Annotated in this window: 13 protein-coding genes and 1 pseudogene; 9 read left to right on the top strand and 5 right to left on the bottom strand. The window is 69.7% G+C overall.

The window, feature by feature from the left end; all coding sequences use genetic code 11:
• Positions 1-10 precede the first annotated feature (10 nt).
• From UCD39_RS06270 to UCD39_RS06250, 5 genes are all read right to left on the bottom strand, one after another.
• Positions 11-463, bottom strand: coding sequence for a prepilin-type N-terminal cleavage/methylation domain-containing protein (locus tag UCD39_RS06270; RefSeq protein ID WP_330495196.1), 453 nt, complete (start codon positions 461-463; stop codon positions 11-13).
• A gap of 9 nt (positions 464-472) precedes the next feature.
• Positions 473-964 (bottom strand): type II secretion system major pseudopilin GspG, encoded by a 492-nt coding sequence (gene gspG / locus UCD39_RS06265; RefSeq protein ID WP_330495195.1) that lies wholly within the window; start codon positions 962-964, stop codon positions 473-475.
• Positions 948-2171 carry a type II secretion system F family protein gene (locus UCD39_RS06260; protein ID WP_330495194.1) on the bottom strand — a complete coding sequence of 408 codons (1224 nt, stop codon included), beginning with the start codon at positions 2169-2171 and terminating at the stop codon, positions 948-950. Before UCD39_RS06260 ends, gspG begins: the two co-directional genes overlap by 17 nt.
• 14 nt (positions 2172-2185) lie before the next feature.
• Positions 2186-3892 (bottom strand): GspE/PulE family protein, encoded by a 1707-nt coding sequence (locus UCD39_RS06255; protein WP_330495193.1) that lies wholly within the window; start codon positions 3890-3892, stop codon positions 2186-2188.
• A 518-nt stretch (positions 3893-4410) separates the two neighbouring features.
• On the bottom strand, positions 4411-4923 hold the full coding sequence (locus UCD39_RS06250; RefSeq protein ID WP_330495192.1) for a hypothetical protein: 513 nt from the start codon (positions 4921-4923) through the stop codon (positions 4411-4413).
• 221 nt (positions 4924-5144) lie between these two features.
• Here UCD39_RS06250 and UCD39_RS06245 point away from each other — a divergent pair, with 221 nt between their 5' ends.
• The 9 genes and pseudogenes from UCD39_RS06245 (at position 5145) to fabI (ending at position 17141) form a co-directional block, all read left to right on the top strand.
• Positions 5145-6920 carry a hypothetical protein gene (locus tag UCD39_RS06245; protein ID WP_330495191.1) on the top strand — a complete coding sequence of 592 codons (1776 nt, stop codon included), beginning with the start codon at positions 5145-5147 and terminating at the stop codon, positions 6918-6920.
• Between the two features lie 165 nt (positions 6921-7085).
• Positions 7086-7520, top strand: coding sequence for an ester cyclase (locus tag UCD39_RS06240; protein ID WP_330495190.1), 435 nt, complete (start codon positions 7086-7088; stop codon positions 7518-7520).
• Positions 7517-9082: an MFS transporter gene (locus tag UCD39_RS06235; RefSeq protein ID WP_330495189.1), complete on the top strand. Its 1566-nt coding sequence runs from the start codon at positions 7517-7519 to the stop codon at positions 9080-9082. The genes UCD39_RS06240 and UCD39_RS06235 overlap by 4 nt, the downstream gene beginning before the upstream one ends.
• Before the next feature lie 67 nt (positions 9083-9149).
• The gene (locus UCD39_RS06230; RefSeq protein WP_330495188.1) at positions 9150-10172 is read left to right on the top strand and encodes an HlyD family secretion protein; all 1023 of its coding nucleotides are present in this window, start codon (positions 9150-9152) and stop codon (positions 10170-10172) included.
• A complete protein-coding gene (locus tag UCD39_RS06225) occupies positions 10169-11539 on the top strand; it encodes an efflux transporter outer membrane subunit (RefSeq protein ID WP_330495187.1) in 1371 nt (456 codons plus the stop codon). Before UCD39_RS06230 ends, UCD39_RS06225 begins: the two co-directional genes overlap by 4 nt.
• 318 nt (positions 11540-11857) lie before the next feature.
• A pseudogene (locus UCD39_RS06215) lies at positions 11858-14097 on the top strand (DUF3141 domain-containing protein).
• Between the two features lie 32 nt (positions 14098-14129).
• Positions 14130-15113 carry a phosphate acetyltransferase gene (locus tag UCD39_RS06210; protein ID WP_145729260.1) on the top strand — a complete coding sequence of 328 codons (984 nt, stop codon included), beginning with the start codon at positions 14130-14132 and terminating at the stop codon, positions 15111-15113.
• A gap of 4 nt (positions 15114-15117) precedes the next feature.
• Positions 15118-16350, top strand: a complete 1233-nt coding sequence (locus UCD39_RS06205) for an acetate/propionate family kinase (protein WP_330495184.1) — start codon at positions 15118-15120, stop codon at positions 16348-16350.
• Positions 16347-17141 (top strand): enoyl-ACP reductase FabI, encoded by a 795-nt coding sequence (gene fabI / locus UCD39_RS06200; RefSeq protein ID WP_330495183.1) that lies wholly within the window; start codon positions 16347-16349, stop codon positions 17139-17141. Before UCD39_RS06205 ends, fabI begins: the two co-directional genes overlap by 4 nt.
• The last annotated feature ends 122 nt before the right edge of the window (positions 17142-17263 follow it).

Below are 17263 nucleotides of genomic sequence, written 5' to 3'. Positions count from 1 at the left end.
GGCCCCTTCCTTATTCCCGGTGTACGGTGCCCAAGGGCCAATCCACACGCACGGTGGCGGCGCGGTTGCCCTCGCGCAGGCGGATTTGGGCACCGGGAGACCAGCCGCCGGGCAGGAAGACGACCGCGCCCGGGCGCGCGCCATCACCGCCTTCTATGGCCAAATCCACCGCCGCGATGCGCCGCAGGCGGCGGCCGGCAGCCCCGCCGGCGGAGCGTTTGACATCATCCAGGGTGAAGAGGACGGGGTGTCCCGTCACCATGGCCTCGACCTGGCGGTTGCGCAGTTCATCCTCCAGCGCGGAAACGGCGGCGGTGAAGCGCAGTCCAGGCAGGCGGTCCTGGATGCCGAGGGCCAGCGCCGCCCCCAGAATGCCGATGATGACCAACACCACCAGCACCTCCACCAAGGTGAAGCCGGCCTGTCGGGAGGGCGTGCCCCGCCCTGTGAAGCACCCAGCCATCGCCCGGCCCTACCAACTGGTGACGTCGCGCGCGTCGCCCTCGCCGCCCGGGGCGTTGTCGCTGCCAAGGGAGAAGATGTCGTAGGCGCCGTGGTCGCCCGGCACCTTGTAGCGATAGGCGTTGCCCCAGGGATCGACCAAGGCCTGGCGCTTGCGCAGGTAAGGGCCGCGCCAGTTGGCGTCGCCGGCCGGCGCGGTCACCAGCGCCTCCAGCCCCTCCTGCATGGTCGGATAGCGCCCGACGTCGACGTAGAACAGGTCGACGGCCGCCACCAGGGTGTTGATCTGGGCCTGCGCCGCCTCCCCCTTCGCCTTGCCCAGGCGCGCCACCAGGTTGGGGGCGACCAGCAGGCCCAGCAGGCCGATGATCACCAGGACCACCAGAACCTCGACCAGGGTGAACCCCTGCTGCCCGCTCCGTCGATCACCAAGGGGGCGATCACCAAGGGGGCGATCACGAAGGGACGGATGTTGTTCCGGGATGTCAGAGGGCGATGTCATTCAGGCTGAGGATCCCCGCGATGAGGGCGGCGAAAATGCCGCCGACCATGCCGCCGAGAACCAGGGTCAGGATGGGCGTCACCAAAGACAAGGCCCTATCCAGAGCTATGCCCCTTTCGCGCTCCAACACTTTCGATAGATCCAGCAGCCCCTGTGGCAGGCTGGCGGTCTGTTCCGCCAGGGCCAGCATGCGCGACAGGCGGTGGGGGAACAGCGGTTCGGCCTGCACGGCCCGGCTGAGATCCAACCCGCCGCGCACGGCGACCCGCACCCGGTCGGCCGCACCGGCCAGCGCGCGGTTGGCGAGGCAGCCGCCGGCGGTGGCCAGGGCGGCGGCCAGGGGCACCCCGCCGCTGAGCAGGCTGGCCAGCGTGCGGGTGTAGAGCGCCAGTTGGGCATCGCCAACCAGCCGGCCCAGGGGCCCCGTGGCCACCAGCAGCGCGCGATCCAGGCGCAGCCGCAAATCGGGCTGGCGATAGGTTCGGACCAGAGCCAGCACGGCCAGCGCCCCACCGGCCAGGATGCCCGGACCGAAGCGACCCAGGAAATCACCGATGGCCAGCACGGCGGACGTGGCGGCCGGCAGCTTGGCCTTGCTGCCGGCGAACAGATCCTGGAACTGCGGCAGGACATAGCCGGCCATCAACGCCAAGGCTGCCAGGGTCAGAAGGGCGATCAGCGCCGGATAGACCATGGCACTGACCAGACGCTGGCGGAACTGGGCGCGGTCCTCTTCCAGGGCCGCCAGATGGCCGAGGGCGGCCGCCAGGGCCCCGCCCTGCTCTCCCGCCGCGATCAGGCCGACGAATTCCGCCGGGAATGCCGGACCTTGCGCGGCCACGGCGGTCGCCAGGCTGTCACCGGCGCGCACCCGGGCGCGTATTTGACCCACCAGAGCGGCCGCAGCCGGACGCTGCATCTGATCACCCACCAGACCCAGGGCGGGCTCCAGCGCGAAGCCGGCGGCGACCAGGTTGGCCAGGTCGCGCACGAAGGACAGGCGCTCCGCCCGCTTGAGGCCCCCCGCATGGCCGGCGCCCCCGGCACGCTTGGCGCCCTCCTCCTTCACCGACAGCGGCGTCAGGCCCCGCTGCATCAACTGGTCCACAGCGGCGCGGCGGTCGGCGGCCTGGATGGTGCCGCGGCTGGCGCGGCCGCTGGCATCGACGGAGCGGTAGGAAAAGCGGGTCATGGCCATTGTCGTCATCGTCTTAATCCGTCCTAATCCGCCTTGGTCACGCGCAAAATTTCTTCAGGCGTGGTGACGCCGTCCAACACCCGCTGCAGGCCGTCCTGGTACAGGGGCACCATGCCGCCGGTTTCCACCGCCGCCGCCTCGATCTCCGCCGAGGACGCCCCCTGGCGGATCAGCGCCCGCACCGCGTCGGTGATGGGCAGCCATTCGGCGATGGCCGACCGCCCGCGATAGCCGGTGCCGTTGCAGGCCGGGCAGCCGACGGCGCGATGGACAGTGGTTTCCCGTGCTGGCAGCCCCAGGGCCGCCGCCGCGTCGGCCGACAGGGTGTGGGGCTGGCGGCAGGTGGGGCACAGGGTGCGCACCAGGCGCTGGGCCAGCACCCCGTTCAGGGTGGAGGCCAGCAAGTAGGGGTCCACGCCCATGTCCATCAGGCGGGGCACGGCGCCGGCGGCGTCGTTGGTGTGCAGGGTGGACAGCACCAGGTGGCCAGTTAGGGCCGCCTGCACCGCCACCTTGGTGGTTTCGCCGTCGCGCATCTCCCCCACCAGGATGACATCGGGGTCCTGGCGCAGGAAGCTGCGCAGGGCGTGGGCGAAGGTCAGGCCGATGCCGGGCTTCACCTGGGTCTGGTTGATGCCGTCCAGCAGGTATTCCACCGGGTCCTCGACCGTGAGGATCTTGCGGCGCGCTGCATCCATGCCGCGCAGCCCGGCATAGAGGGTGGTGGTCTTGCCGCTGCCGGTGGGGCCCGTCACCAGTACGATGCCGTGCGGCCGATCCAACTGGGCGGCCAGCGGCTGCGCCACCCAGGCGGGCAGGCCCAGGCTGTGCAGCCGACCGCCCGCCGTCTGCTGGTCCAGGATGCGCATCACCACGTCTTCGCCATGCACGGTGGGGGTGGTGGAGACGCGGAAATCGATCTCGCGGCCCTGCAGGGTTTGACGGATGCGCCCGTCCTGAGGCAGGCGGCGTTCCCCGATGTCCAGGCCGGCCATGACCTTGACACGGGTGATGAAGCCGGCGGCCATGCGGCGGGGCAGCACCTCCGCCTCGCGCAGGATGCCATCGATGCGATGGCGGACGACCAGACGGTCGGCCATGGGTTCGACATGGATGTCGGTGGCGCCGGCGGCCAGCGCCGCCTGGATGGCGTTGCCCACCAGGCGCACCACCGGCCCCTCGCTGGCCAGATCCCGCAAGCGCTCGGCATCGCCCTCCAGCAGGTCGGGCATCGCATCCTGGTTGGCGGCGGGCTGCGCCGGCTCATACAGCCGGTCCAGGGCGGCGGCGATGGCCGTGCCGGTCATGACCACCGGGCGCACCGGCCGGCCGGCCAGGAAGGCGGCCGCGCCGAGCGCCTGGCCATCCAGCGGATCGGCCATGGCGAACACCACCTCGGCGCCCTCATCGATCAGCGGCAGCATCAGCTTGGCCTTGAGGAAGGCCAGGTTGGCCACCTCCATCATCACCGGCACCTGGGGCAGGTGGTCGGCGGGCCACAGCGCCAGGCCCAGGGCCTGGGCATACGCGGCCGCCATATGCTCCTCCGACACCAGGCCCAAATCCAACAGCCGCCGGTCCACCCGGCCGCCGGCCGCCTGCGCCCGGCCCAGCGCGCCCGGGGACAGCTGCCCCTGCGCCGCCAGTGCGGACAGGACGCGATCCAGCGCGCCATCATCCGGGCCGCTGATATCGCTAACAGCGTGGGCGGCTGAATGTTGATGGGGCATCACGTAATAAACCCTTTAAATCGGATATTGGATGTACCGGGTGCGTCGCCTGGGAATAGTTTTAGGTCGCAAAGGTTAATATATCGCCAAGGACCTATGGCGCACTGTCTAGCTCTTAAGAGGTAGGTGATTATACTTAATTGAAATACCCTTCATAATACGCTGATAAAATTACATTATTTCAAAGATAACCGCACATGAATAGGGCCTGGACGTTAACATCTCGTTCCTGATTGCCTACCCTCCCGCACCACTGGCCTATGCCCAAGGAAGGAAATCACGAAAAACCAGGAAGAATATTCATAAAATTTTATACTTCAAGCTGGCGGCATAAATATCTTCGATTCTGGATAGATACGTGAATCGAATAATCTTTTAATGGCGGATATGTCGGGCGTGGAGCAGCACCAGCCACGCTTTACGTTGCCTCTATTACACGAGACCGATGCCGCCATCCCCTCGAGGAAGCCCCCCCTTGAAAAGGGCGCATGGCTGGACGCGTTTGGCGAAATCGTTCCCTAAATGCGGTCCAGGCTTTCCAACAGCTTGCGCGACCGGGCCAGCAGATCGATGAAGGCCGCATCCTGGATCTTGGCCAGCCGCACGGCGAAGGCCACGGCTTCCGGGTCGCGTTGGCCGGACAGTTCGTGCAGGGCGCGTGCCCGCTCTAGCCCCGCCGCCAGGCTGGTGTACCAGTAGACCAGGTCGCGCGGCAGCGGCGTGGGGAGATAACCCACCGTACTGCCCAGGGCGCGGAACACGGGCATGTAGTCGCGGTCGCCCCGGAAGGCGTGATGCACGACCGAGGGCGCCTCGCCGCAGGCCTGCAGATCGGCGCGCAGCATGGATAGGTAATTCTCCTCGATATGCTGCGACAGGGCACCGATCTCGCCGATCAAGGCGCAGGCGATGTTGCGCTTGGCCCGCAGGCGCACGCGGCGCTCATGGAAGGTATTGGCGATGAAGCCCGAGAAACCGCCGACGACACCGCCGGCGACGGCGCCCGATATCTGCAGCCATGGCAATTCCATCCCACCCCCCATTTGCCCATCCCCCCCCTTGTGACCGCCCCACCGAACAATAACGACTCATAGGGCCCAAACATCGTTAGCCGGCGCGCGCTAACCGTTATACCAACCTGTGAATTGGTCACCTACCTTGACCCACCCCGGCCACTGCCCGCATAAATTGCAGCGAACTTGCATTTCAGCTGAATTTTCAAAAGGACAGGGCTCACTTGGATCCCAACAAGATGCCATCGCCCTGGGCCGTGCGCGAGCAGATGGACCGGTTGCGGGCCAGCCCCCCGTTCGCGGGGTCGGACCGGCTGCTGGCCTTCCTGCATTTCATCGTCGAGGAAACACTGGAAGGACGCGGCGCCACCTTGAAGGAGGCGGTGATCGGCAATGCCGTCTATGGCCGCGAACCGCCCTATGATCCCCGCATCGACAGCACCGTGCGGGTGGAGGCGCGGCGCCTGCGCCGCAAACTGCAGGATCATTACGCCGGCCCGGGCCAGGGCGATCCGGTGGTCATCACCCTGCCCACGGGCGGCTATGTCCCGCTGTTCGCCCTGAACCAAGCGCCAGCGGTCGCCTTGAACGCAGCCGCCCCCTTGGCCGAGGGGCCGACATACACCCCCGGATTCGGCGCCGCCGTGGCGGTCATGCCGTTGCGCGCGCTGAGCCGCACGGCGGAGGATGACCGTTTCGCCGACGGCCTGACGGATGAACTGATCTACGCCCTGGGGCGTGCGCAGGGCCTGCGCGTCGCCTCGCGCGCGGTCGTCTTCCAGGCGCACGATCAGGGCTGGACCGTGCCGACACTGGCGCGGGAGCTGGGCGTGGACGCCGTGTTGCAAGGGACGGTGCGCCGGCAGGACGGCATGCTGCGGGTGACGGTGGAGGTGTCGAACCCCAAGGGCTTCGTCATCTGGTCCGACCGCTTCGACGCCCCCGACCATGAGCACCTGCGCCTGCAGGAACGCATCGCCGCCACGGTGCTGAGCCGGGTGCGCCTGGACAACAGCGCCATGCGCGCCTCCCGCATCAGCCCGGGCCCGGTGGCGCTGGAGGGGCACGCCCGCATCTATCGCGCCCGGCAGCTGTTGGACCAGCAGACGCCCGCCGCCCTCTATGAGGCTCTGGAGATATTCCAGCGGGTGGCGGAGGGAGCGGCCGACTTCGCCCGGGGCCATTCGGGCATCGCCGACTGCCAGTGCGACCTGTTCCGCCTGGGCCTCATCGGCCATGCCGAGGCCAAGGCGGCGGCGGACACCGCCGTGCGGCGGGCGCTGGAGATCGACCCCCAGTCGGTGGAGGCGCTGACGGCACGGGCCACCGCCGCCGCCTGGCTGGACCGCGACGCCCCGGCGGCGGAAGCGGACTTCATCCGCGCCTTGCGCCTGGGCGATCACGCCCGCGCCGCCCGCCTCTATGGCGTTCTCCTCACCATCCTCGACCGGCAGGAAGAGGCGGAGCACCTGTTCCGTGACGCCCGCGCCATCGAGCCCTTTTCCGTCCAGCAGGACATCGCCGAAGCCACCAGCCACTATCAGGCCCGCCGCCATGCCCAGCTGATCGCCGCCGGGAGCCAAACCGGCGGGCAGGCGGCGGGCGGATCAGCGGAGATACTTGTCTACCGCGCCCTGGCCCATGTCTTCGGCGGCGAGCCCGATGGCGCCCGCGCCCTGGTCGGCGCTGTCGAACGGGCGGCGGCGCGGCACCCCGATCTGGCCTATGCCCGGGCGGAGATCGAGGCCTGGCTGGGCGAGCCGGAGCGCGGCTGGCGCTTGCTGGCCACCGCCGACACGGTGCCAGCCACCGCCTTCGCCCGCGCCACCCTGGCCGCCGCCCTGAACGATGAGGCGCGGGGGCTGGCGGCCCTGAACCGCGCCATCGACCAGCGGGAGCTGTCGACCGTGTGGTTGCGCACAGACACCCGCTTCGACGCCTGGCGCGACCGGCCCGCCTTCCAGGCGCTGATGGATCGGCTGCGACCGCCCAAGGCGACGGCCCAGGCGGGCTAACCGTAAGTGCTGGCGCGCTCACTCCATCCCCGCCCGCCCCCGCGCCTAGGATCGGCCCTCGAAAGGACACGCCGACGGACGGGGGACTGGAAATGGGGCCGGACAGTGGGACATCACAGTGGCAGTCGCGGCCCTGACATGGCGTTACGCCGCACGCTGGATCGGATGCGCGCCCTGGACCGCGCCTGGAATGACCGGCGCTGGGGCGACTATGCGGAATTCCTGGAGGAGAACGTCGTGGTCCATGGCGACGGTGCCGCGCCCGCGCTGGACAAGCGGGCCCACATCGACCAGGCCATCCGCTTCTGCGCCGCCTTCCCCGACGCCCATATCCACGTCAACCCCTACGTGGCGCTGTTCAGCAGCCATGACGGCCGCCACAGCTGCGCCGTCACCCGCCTGACCGGCACCGCGACGGGCGGCCTGACCCTGCCGGCCGACCTGCCCGGCGGCCCCGATGCCGCCCCGCTCAAACGCGCTTTCGATGTGCCCCGGCTGGCCGTCTGCCGCTGGTCGCATGGCTGGCTCGTCGACTATCGCGTTCATCTCGACACGGCGCTGATGCTGCTTCAACTACGGGACCCGGGGGCGGTGCCATGACCGGCGACGCCTACACGTTCAAGCCGGAGGAGCGGCCGACCTTTGTCGGCTCCCCCGCCGTGCCGGCGCATCCCCTGGGCCGCCGCCTGGGCTATGCCGCCGTGGCGGTCCTGGTGGGGGTGGCGTCCACCCTAGGCAATGCGTTGGTGAACGTGAACCTGGCCAGCCTGTCGGGCGCCCTGGGCGTCTATATCGACCAGGCGAGCTGGCTGCCCGCCCTCTACGTCGCCTTCAACGCCGGCGCCAACCTGATGCTGGTGAAGGCGCGGGCACAGTTCGGCATTCCAGCGGTGACCGGCACCCTGCTGATCGCCTACGCGCTGGCGGGGTTGCTGCAATTTGCCGCCCCCGGCTTCACCGCCGCCGTCATCATCCGGGCTGTCAGCGGCATGACGGCGGCGGGCCTGGTGACCATGACCGTCTACAACCTGCTGCAGGTCTTTCCCGGCCGGCTGCGCCCCTTGGCCCTGGTCATCGGCATCGGCCTGACCCAGCTGGGCACCCCCCTGGCCCGCCTGGTGCCGGTGGAGATGCTGGCCTTGCACCAGTGGCAGGGCCTGCACCTGATGGAAATCGGCATCGCGCTGGCCGTGCTGGCCGCCATCACCGCCCTGCCCCTGCCGCCCAGCGACCGCGCCCCGGTCTTTCAGCCGCTGGACTTCGCCGTCATCGGCCTGATGCTGCCTTGCCTGGTGCTGGTCTGCGGCGTGCTGGGCCAAGGGCGGCTGCGGTGGTGGGTGGACACACCCTGGCTGGGCTGGGCGCTGGCGGCGGCCGTGCCCCTATTCACCCTGGCCTGGCTGATCGAGCGGCGGCGGCAACAGCCGCTGATCCAGGTCCGCTGGCTGACCACGCTGGACATGGCGCGCTTCGCCGCCGCCGCCCTGATGGTGCGGGTCTCGCTGGCGGAACAGACCTATGGCGCCGTCGGCCTGCTGACGGCGGGCGGCCTGATCAACGACCAACTGCGCCACCTGTTCATCATCGTGGTCATGGCCATGCTGGGGGGAACCCTGACCGCCGCCTTGACCCTGTCGGAACGGCGCCTACCCTACCAGGTGATCGCGGCGTCGCTGCTCATCGCCGCCGGCGCCTGGCTCGACAGCGACGCCACCAGCCTGGTGCGCCCGCCGCAGCTGTACCTTAGCCAGGCGCTGATCGCCTTCGGCACCACGCTGTTCATCGGGCCGGCGCTGGTGCTGGGCTTTCTGCGCATGGTGTCCAAGGGGCCGGACCACCTGGTCACCTTCATGGTGCTGTTCAGCATCACCCAGAACGTGGGCGGGCTGGCCGGGTCCGCCCTGCTGGGCAGCCTTCAGGTCGCCTCGACCCACTGGCATTCCCAGACCCTGTCGGAACACCTGGTGGCATCCGACCCCCAGGTGGTGGGCCGCCTGGCGGCGGGCGGCGCCGGCCAACTGGGCCAAGCCATGGGGCGCGAGGCCGCCGTTCTGGCCTTCAACGATGTCTTCCTGTTCGTGGCCGGCCTGGCGCTGCTGAACGCGCTCTATGTCGGCTACCTCATCCTGTTCAACACCCTGCGCCGGAGACGCGGATCATGAGCGCCCCCGATACCCCCCTCACTGGCACCCGCCCCGGCGCGGCTGGCCGGCCGCCCTGGCCATCCTGGTGGTGGCCACGGGCGCCATCCTGGCCCTGCTGGCCGCCTGGCGCCTGCCCCCCTTCGCCGGCGCGGTGGAGGCGACGGAGAACGCCTACATCCGCGGCCGCACCACGGTGATCGCCCCCCAGGTCAGCGGCTATGTCGTGGATGTCGCCGTGGGCGACTACGCCCACGTCAAGGCCGGCCAGGTACTGGCCCGCATCGACGACCGCATCTACCGCGCCCGGGTGGACCAGGCCCGGGCGACGCTGACCGCCCAGCGCGCCGCCCTGGCCAACAGCGAACAGGCCCACGCCGCCCGCACCGCCGCCCTGGCGGGCCAGGTGGCCAACCTGGCCAACGCCCGCGCCCAGCTGGCCCGCGCGCACGCCGACATGGCGCGCGTGACCGACCTGGTGCGCGACGGCTCCGTCTCCATCCGGGAGCGGGACCAGACCCAGGCCGCCCTGGCCCAGGCCGAGGCCCAGGTGCGCCAGGCCGAGGCGGGCGGGGAGATCGCCCGCCAGGACGTGCGCACGGTGGACGTGGGCCGCGATGGCCTGCAGGCGCAGGTGGAGGCGGCCCTGGCCCAGCTGACCCTGGCCGAGATCGACCTGGAGCATACGGTCATCTACGCCCCAGAGGACGGCCAGGTGGGCGAGGTGGGCGTGCGCCTGGGCCAATACGTCACCAACGGCACGCAATTCCTGTCCCTGGTGCCGGACGACCGCTGGATCATCGCCAATTATAAGGAGGCACAGACCGCGCATATGGCCGTGGGGCAGCCGGCGCGCTTCACCGTCGACGCGCTGGGCGGGGCCGAACTGACCGGCACGGTGGAGATGCTGTCGCCAGCCGCCGGCTCAGAATTCGCGGTGCTGAAGCCCGACAACGCGACCGGCAACTTCATCAAGGTGCCGCAACGCATCGGCGTGCGCATCGCCATCACCCCCGGCCAGCCCCTGGCCGACCGCCTGCGTCCCGGCATGTCGGTGGAAACGCGGGTGGATACGGCCGCCACGGGGACGCCCAAGGGGGCCAAGCCATGAGGCGCCTGGCCTATCCCCTCGCCCTGCTGCTGGCCGCCTGCGCCGGCCCCCGGCCGGAGGCGCCCCTGACCGCCGCCGTGGAACCGCCGCCGGCATGGCGGGGCGCCCCCGTCGGCGACGACGCGGTCGAGGCCGCCTGGTGGCGGGCCTTTGGCGATCCGGTGCTGACCCGTACCGTCGACCGGGCCCTGGCCAGCAACACCGACGTCATGGTGGCGGCGGCCCGCGTGGCCGAGGCGCGCGCCCAATACCGCCTGGCGGAAGACCAGCGCCTGCCCAATGTCGTCCTTGCCGCCGGCGGGGGGCGGCAGCGCGACGTCAGCCCGTTCGGCCAGCCGCGCCAGCAGACGGCCGGGCAATGGCAGGCCACCGCGTCCTACGACCTGGACCTGTTCGGCCGGCTGGCGGAGGCCAGCGAGGCCGCCCGCGCCACCCTGCTGGCGACCGAGGCGGCCCGCGACGCCGTGCGCCTGGCGGTCGCGGCCTCGGCCGCCGCCGGCTACGTCGGCCTGCGGGCGCTGGACGCCCGGCGGGATGTCGTGCAACGCACCCTGGCGGCGCGCGCGGCCTCGCTGCACCTGGCGCGGCGGCGGGCGGAAGCGGGCTACGCCGCCGAGCTGGACCTGGCCCAGGCCGAGGCCGAATACGAGGCCACGGCGCAACTGCTCCCGGCCATCGACCTGGCGATCACTCGGCAGGAGGATGGCCTGAGCCTACTGCTGGGCGAAAGCCCTGGCGCCATCGACCGGGGGGCGGGCCTGGACGACCTGACCACGCCGGCGGTACCGGCGGGCCTGCCGGCGGACCTGCTGCGCCGCCGGCCGGACATCGCGCAGGCGGAACAGCAGGTGGTGGCCGCCGACCATGGCCTGGACGCCGCCCGCGCGGCCTTCCTGCCCGACGTGCAGTTGAGTGCGGCGGGCGGCACCGTGGTCAGCAGCCTGATCGACCCCGTGAACGTCTTCGCCTTGGGCGGCAGCGTCCTGGCCCCCCTATTCGACAGCGGCCGACTGCAGGCCCAGGCCGACAGCGCGGCCGCGCGGCGGGACGCGGCGGCCTTCGGCTACCGCAAGGCCGCCCTGACCGCCTTCCGCGAGGTCGAGGATGGGCTGGCCATGGTGCAGCGCAGTGCCGAACAGGAGACGGCGCTGCTGCGCCAGCGCGACGCCCTGGCCCGCACCCTGGCCATCGCCACCAGCCGCTACCGCGCCGGCTATTCCCCTTATCTGGAGCAATTGGATGCCGAGCGCGGCCTTTTGTCGGCGGAGCTGTCCCTGGTGCAGTCGCGCGCCGACCGGCTGTCCGCCGCCATCAGCCTGGCCCAGGCCCTGGGCGGTGGCTGGCGGCCGCCGGCACCCCCGCCCTGACGACACCGGCGGGGCGGCGCTATGACTGCCCATCCTGTTCATTTTCCCGCCGAATCGTTGATATAGGTCATAAATATAATCAAGCGCAGAAGCTACCCTGCTCAACGGTGATACCTGGGGTGGACTTGAGTATTGTTGGTTAATAATCCACGGTGAATTCATTATTAATCAGAACACAATTGCTCAAATCACCGAACCGCCCCGCTGGATTAGTTTCGATTCCGAACTAACAGAAATCCCTCTGCTGATTTCTCCTATCCTTCATATTTATCGCTTACAATTACCGCGTTGCAGCATTCTCCCCGAACGAGGAACTTCATGGACACGGCACGGATGGCGACCACGACGCCCCTCACGCGAACGGAACCGTCCCTTTTTACGACGCCCTGGACCAGCCTGGCACAGCAGGCGGTGGACTATTGGGTGGACGCGGGCCAACGCTCCCTGCTGTTCCTGGATGTGCTGCGCCAGCGCGGGAACGACCATTTCCAGCATATGGACGAGACTTGGCCCAACGTCCTGAGCTTCCCCTACGAACTGGTCCTGGATGGGCGGACGCTGGACCGGCCCGTGAACTATTGCCTGGTGCGCATCCTGCCGCCGCCAGACCGGCCCACCAACCCCCGCCTGCGGCCCTTCGTCGTCTTCGACCCCCGGGCCGGCCACGGCCCCGGCATCGGCGGGATGAAGCATGACAGCGAGATCGGCGTGGCCATCGCCGAGCGGCATCCGTGCTATTTCGTCGGCTTCCTGCCGAAGCCGGTGCCAGGCCAGACGGTGGAGGATGTCTGTCGGGCGGAGGCCGCCTTCGTGGAAAAGGTGGCCGCGCTGCATCCCGAGGCGGACGGCAAACCCTGTCTGATCGGCAACTGCCAGGCCGGCTGGCAGGTCATGATGATGGCCGCCACGCGGCCGGACCTGACGGGGCCCATCGTGCTGGCGGGCTCCCCCTCTCCTACTGGGCGGGGGTGCATGAGAAGAATCCCCTGCGCTATCTGGGCGGCCTGCTGGGCGGCACCTGGCTGACGACGCTGAGCGGCGACCTGGGGCGCGGCATCTTCGACGGTGCCGCGCTGATCGCGAACTTCGAAAACATGAACCCGGCCAACACCCTGTGGAAAAAGAACTACACCGTCTATTCCAAGGTCGACACCGAAGGGCCGCGCTTCCTGGAGTTCGAGCGCTGGTGGGGCAGCCCCATCCTGCTGAGTGCCGGGGAAATGCAGTACATCACCGATGAGCTGTTCCTGGGCAACCACCTCACCCGCGGCGGGATCACCCTGTCGGATGGCAGCAAAGTCGACCTGCGGGCCATCAAGTCGCCCATCATCGTCTTCTGTTCCTGGGGCGATGACATCACCCCGCCGCAGCAGGCCCTGGACTGGATTCTGGACCTGTACGCCAGCGACGCGGAGCTGGAGGCCGGCGGCCAGACCATCGTCTACTCCCTGCACCCCAGCATCGGCCACCTGGGCATTTTCGTCTCCGCCACCGTGGCGACCAAGGAACATGACGAGTTCGCCCGGACCATGGACCTGATCGACATGCTGCCGCCCGGCCTCTACCAGGCCGTGTTCACGGAAAAGACCGGCGTGGCGCACGCCGAACTGGTGTCGGGGCGGTATCTGACACGGTTCGAGCGGCGGGGCCTGGACGACATCCGGGCGCTGGGCGGCAACGACGCGCGCGATGAACGCCGGTTTGCCACCGTGGCCCGAATCTCCGCCCTCAACGGCGACCTGTACGCCCATACCTTGCGCCCGGTGGTGCGGCAACTGGCGACGGATGAAAGCGCGGAGCTGCTGCGCCGCCTGCATCCGAATCGCCTGCGGTTCGAGGTGTTTTCCGACAAGAACCCGCTGATGCGCCCCGTCGCCGCCCTGGCGGAAACGGCCCGCGCCCACCGCCGGCCCGTGGCGCCCGACAACCCCTTCCTGAAGGTGCAGGAGGCGATGTCGGATAGCGTCGTCCAGGCGCTGGACACTTGGCGCGAGTTGCGCGACCGGGCCACGGAAACCTTTTTCCTGACGGTCTACGGTTCCGCCCTGCTGCAGGCGGCCATCGGTGTGGAGACGCCCGCGCGGCAGCCTGCGGACATCCCGCCGCCGGCCAATGAGGACAAGGCGGTGGATGCCGGCCACGACGGGCTGACGACCGCCGTCACCCGCGCCCTGCTGTATGTCATGCAGGCGGACGCCCACCCCGGCGCCGATGAGCGGCGCTTCACCGTGCTGCGGGCCCTGCGGCGTCAAACCCCGGCAGATCAGCGGCTGAGCCTGACCCAGTTCAAGGCCCTGGTGCGGGAGCAATCGGCCCTGTTGCATCGGGACGAGGCGGCGGCTCTGGCCACCCTGCCCGCCCTGCTGCCGCCGGACGCCGAGGTCCGGGCCACTGCCGCCACGGCCCTGCGCCGCCTGGTAGAGGCGGGCGACCCGCCCGGCCCCGCCGAGGCGGCGCGGCTGAACCAGGTGATGACCCTGTTCCAATCCGCGGACACACCTGCGCCCAGCGCAGCTCCCGCCAAACAGAGGCGCGGGAACGCCACCACCGCCGCCTGACCGCTTTCGACCCGCCCGTATTGGAGACCGCCATGGACAGCCCCACCGCCGCGACCACCCCCCGGGTGCAGGCCGACATCGCCCGCCACAAGAAGTACCAGCGCCTGATCGCCGCCGCGCACCAGGCCGGCCCACCACCCACGGCGGTGGCCCATCCCTGCGACCAGAGCGCGTTGGAGGGCGCGGTGGATGGCGCCCGCCTGGGCCTGATCGCCCCCATCCTGGTGGGGCCGGAGGCGCGCATCCGGGCGGTGGCGGAGCAGGCGGGCCTGGACATCGCGTCCCTGCCCATCATCGACACGCCGCACAGCGTGGCCTCCGCCCAGCGGGCGGTGGAGCTGGTGCGCGAGGGCAAGGCCGAAGCGCTGATGAAGGGCAGCCTACACACCGATGAGCTGATGGGTGCGGTGGTCAGGACGGAGACCGGCCTGCGCACCGCCCGCCGGCTCAGCCACTGCTTCGTCATGGACATCCCCGGCCATGACGATCCGCTGATCATCACCGACGCCGCCGTCAACATCGCCCCCACCCTGGCGGAGAAGGTGGACATCGTGCAGAACGCCATCGACCTGGCCCTGATCCTGGGCTTCGGCGAGGTGCGCGTGGCCATCCTGTCGGCGGTGGAGACGGTGAACCCCAAGATCCCCTCCACCATCGAGGCGGCCGCCCTGTGCAAGATGGCGGAGCGTGGGCAGATCACCGGCGCCATCCTGGACGGCCCCCTGGCCCTGGACAACGCCATCAGCCCCGAAGCCGCCACCATCAAGCACCTGACCTCCCCCGTCGCCGGGCACGCCAACGTCATCCTGGTGCCGGACCTGGAGGCCGGCAACATGCTGGCCAAGAGCCTGACCTTCCTGGCGGGGGCGGACGCCGCCGGCATCGTGCTAGGCGCCCGTGTGCCCATCATCCTGACCAGCCGGGCCGACAGCGTGCCGGCCCGGCTCGCCTCCTGCGCCGTGGCGGCCCTGATCGCCCGGCATCGCCGCACCGTCTCGGCCATGGCGGTGGGGTGAGCCCATGCGCCGCAGGAAGATCAGCAACGCCATCATCGTCATCAACGCCGGCTCCTCCAGCATCAAGTTCTCGCTGTTCGCGGATGAGACGCGGCACCTGGAACTGTTCCTGAAGGGACAGATCGAGGGGCTGCATACCGACAACGCCCACTTCATCGCGCGGCACCCCGCCGGCGACGTGGTGGGGGAGCAGCGCTGGACCGGCGCCGAAACCGGTGCCTTCGACCATGACGCCGCCACGCGCTTCCTGATGGGGTTCATCAACACCCATCTGGAAGGCCACAAGGTGGAGGCGGTGGGCCATCGCATCGTCCACGGCGGCGGCGACTTCACCGCTCCGGCGGCGCTGAACACCGCCGTGCTGGACCGGCTGGCGACCCTGGTGCCCCTGGCCCCCCTGCACCAGCGGCACAACCTGGCGCCGGCACGCAGCATCCTGGCGAGCACGCCCGGCCTGTTCCAGGTGGGCTGCTTCGACACCGCCTTCCACGCCACCCAGCCGCCCTTGGCCCAGGCCTTCGCCCTGCCGGCGGAGATCACCGACCGGGGTGTGCGCCGCTATGGCTTCCACGGCCTGTCCTACGAATACATCGCCTCCCAACTGGGCGAACTGGGCCTGGACGGCGCCAAGGTCATCGTGGCCCACCTGGGCAACGGCGCCAGCCTGTGCGCCATGGATGGCGGCCGCAGTGTCGCCAGCACCATGGGCTTTACGGCGGTGGAGGGCCTGCCCATGGGCACCCGCTGCGGCACGCTGGACCCCGGTGTGCTGCTGTACCTGATGGATGAGATGCATATGGGGCCGCGGGAACTGGAGAAGCTGCTGTACCAGCGGTCCGGCCTGCTGGGCGTCTCCGGCATTTCCAGCGACATGCGGACGTTGGAAATGTCGGCCGAGCCCCGGGCCAAGCTGGCGGTGGACCTGTTCACCTACCGCATTGGGCGGGAGATCGGGTCGCTGGCGGCGGCGCTGGGCGGCCTGGACGCCCTGGTGTTCACCGCCGGCATCGGGGAGCACAGCGCCGGCGTGCGGGCCGCCGTCTGCCAGCACGCCGCCTGGCTGGGTGTGACGCTGGATGCGGAGGCCAACGCCCGGCCCCAGGTGGGCGCCACCGAGGTTGGCGCCACCCGCATCAGCGCGCCCGGCAGCCGCGTGGCCGCCTGGATCGTGCCGACGGATGAGGAACAGATGATCGCCCGCCACACGCGGCGCCTGCTGACGGAGGCGATTCCATGACGACGGATATCCACCTGCCTACGCCCCACCGCATCCTGGCCGGCAAGCGCGCCCTGGTGGTGGGCATCGCCAACGACCAGTCCATCGCCTATGGCTGCGCCAAGGCCTTTCACGAGGTGGGGGCGGAACTGGCGCTGACCTACCTGAACGACAAGGCCAAACCGCATGTGGAGCCACTGGCGCAGGAGCTGGGCGCCCGCCTGTTCCTGCCGCTGGACGTGACGGCGCCGGGGCAGCTGGAGGCGGTGTTCGATGCGGTGCGCGATACCTGGGGCGGGCTGGACATCCTGGTCCATTCCATCGCTTACGCCCCCAAGGAGGACCTGAAGGGCGGCCTGTTGGACTGCTCGGCCGAGGGCTTCGCCCGCGCCATGGACATCTCCTGCCACTCCTTCATCCGCATGGCCAAGCTGGCGGCGCCGTTGATGACGCATGGCGGTGCCATGTTCGCCATGAGCTATCTGGGTGCCGACCGCGTGGTGCCCAATTACAACGTCATGGGCCCGGTCAAGGCCGCGCTGGAGGCATCGTGCCGCTATCTGGCGCATGAGCTGGGGCCGCAGCACATCCGGGTGCACGCCCTGTCACCCGGGCCGCTGATGACCCGGGCGGCATCGGGCCTGAAGGACTTCGACCGCCTGCTGAACGACGCCATAAGCCGCGCGCCGGTTGGGGAATTGGTCGATATCATGGACGTGGGCTACACCTGTGCCTACCTGGCCAGCCCCTTCGCGCGGCGGCTGACGGGCAGCACCCTTTATATCGACGGCGGCGCGAACATCGTGATCTGAGACGCGCCCGCCGGTGCGCGTTATGTAGTAAAATTACCGCCTTTAACCGGAATTTCGCATATCCCCATGTTGTTGTCGGCGGGCGAAGCGGGTACCATCGCCGCCGACCGGACCGGGCAACC

The sequence above is a fragment of the Nitrospirillum karajorum genome (assembly GCF_036348415.1).
Lineage (GTDB): Bacteria > Pseudomonadota > Alphaproteobacteria > Azospirillales > Azospirillaceae > Nitrospirillum > Nitrospirillum amazonense_B.
This window is presented reverse-complemented; position numbering and strand designations above follow the sequence as displayed.

Bases quoted from the DNA above. Each gene is read 5' to 3' on its own strand.
- gspG (WP_330495195.1), bottom strand. From the start codon at position 964: ATGACATCGCCCTCTGACATCCCGGAACAACATCCGTCCCTTCGTGAT.
- UCD39_RS06245 (WP_330495191.1), top strand. From the start codon at position 5,145: ATGCCATCGCCCTGGGCCGTGCGCGAGCAGATGGACCGGTTGCGGGCC.
- UCD39_RS06255 (WP_330495193.1), bottom strand. From the start codon at position 3,892: ATGCCCCATCAACATTCAGCCGCCCACGCTGTTAGCGATATCAGCGGC.
- UCD39_RS06250 (WP_330495192.1), bottom strand. From the start codon at position 4,923: ATGGAATTGCCATGGCTGCAGATATCGGGCGCCGTCGCCGGCGGTGTC.
- UCD39_RS06205 (WP_330495184.1), top strand. From the start codon at position 15,118: ATGCGCCGCAGGAAGATCAGCAACGCCATCATCGTCATCAACGCCGGC.
- UCD39_RS06225 (WP_330495187.1), top strand. From the start codon at position 10,169: ATGAGGCGCCTGGCCTATCCCCTCGCCCTGCTGCTGGCCGCCTGCGCC.
- UCD39_RS06260 (WP_330495194.1), bottom strand. From the start codon at position 2,171: ATGACGACAATGGCCATGACCCGCTTTTCCTACCGCTCCGTCGATGCC.
- UCD39_RS06270 (WP_330495196.1), bottom strand. From the start codon at position 463: ATGGCTGGGTGCTTCACAGGGCGGGGCACGCCCTCCCGACAGGCCGGC.
- UCD39_RS06240 (WP_330495190.1), top strand. From the start codon at position 7,086: ATGCGCGCCCTGGACCGCGCCTGGAATGACCGGCGCTGGGGCGACTAT.
- UCD39_RS06235 (WP_330495189.1), top strand. From the start codon at position 7,517: ATGACCGGCGACGCCTACACGTTCAAGCCGGAGGAGCGGCCGACCTTT.
- UCD39_RS06210 (WP_145729260.1), top strand. From the start codon at position 14,130: ATGGACAGCCCCACCGCCGCGACCACCCCCCGGGTGCAGGCCGACATC.
- fabI (WP_330495183.1), top strand. From the start codon at position 16,347: ATGACGACGGATATCCACCTGCCTACGCCCCACCGCATCCTGGCCGGC.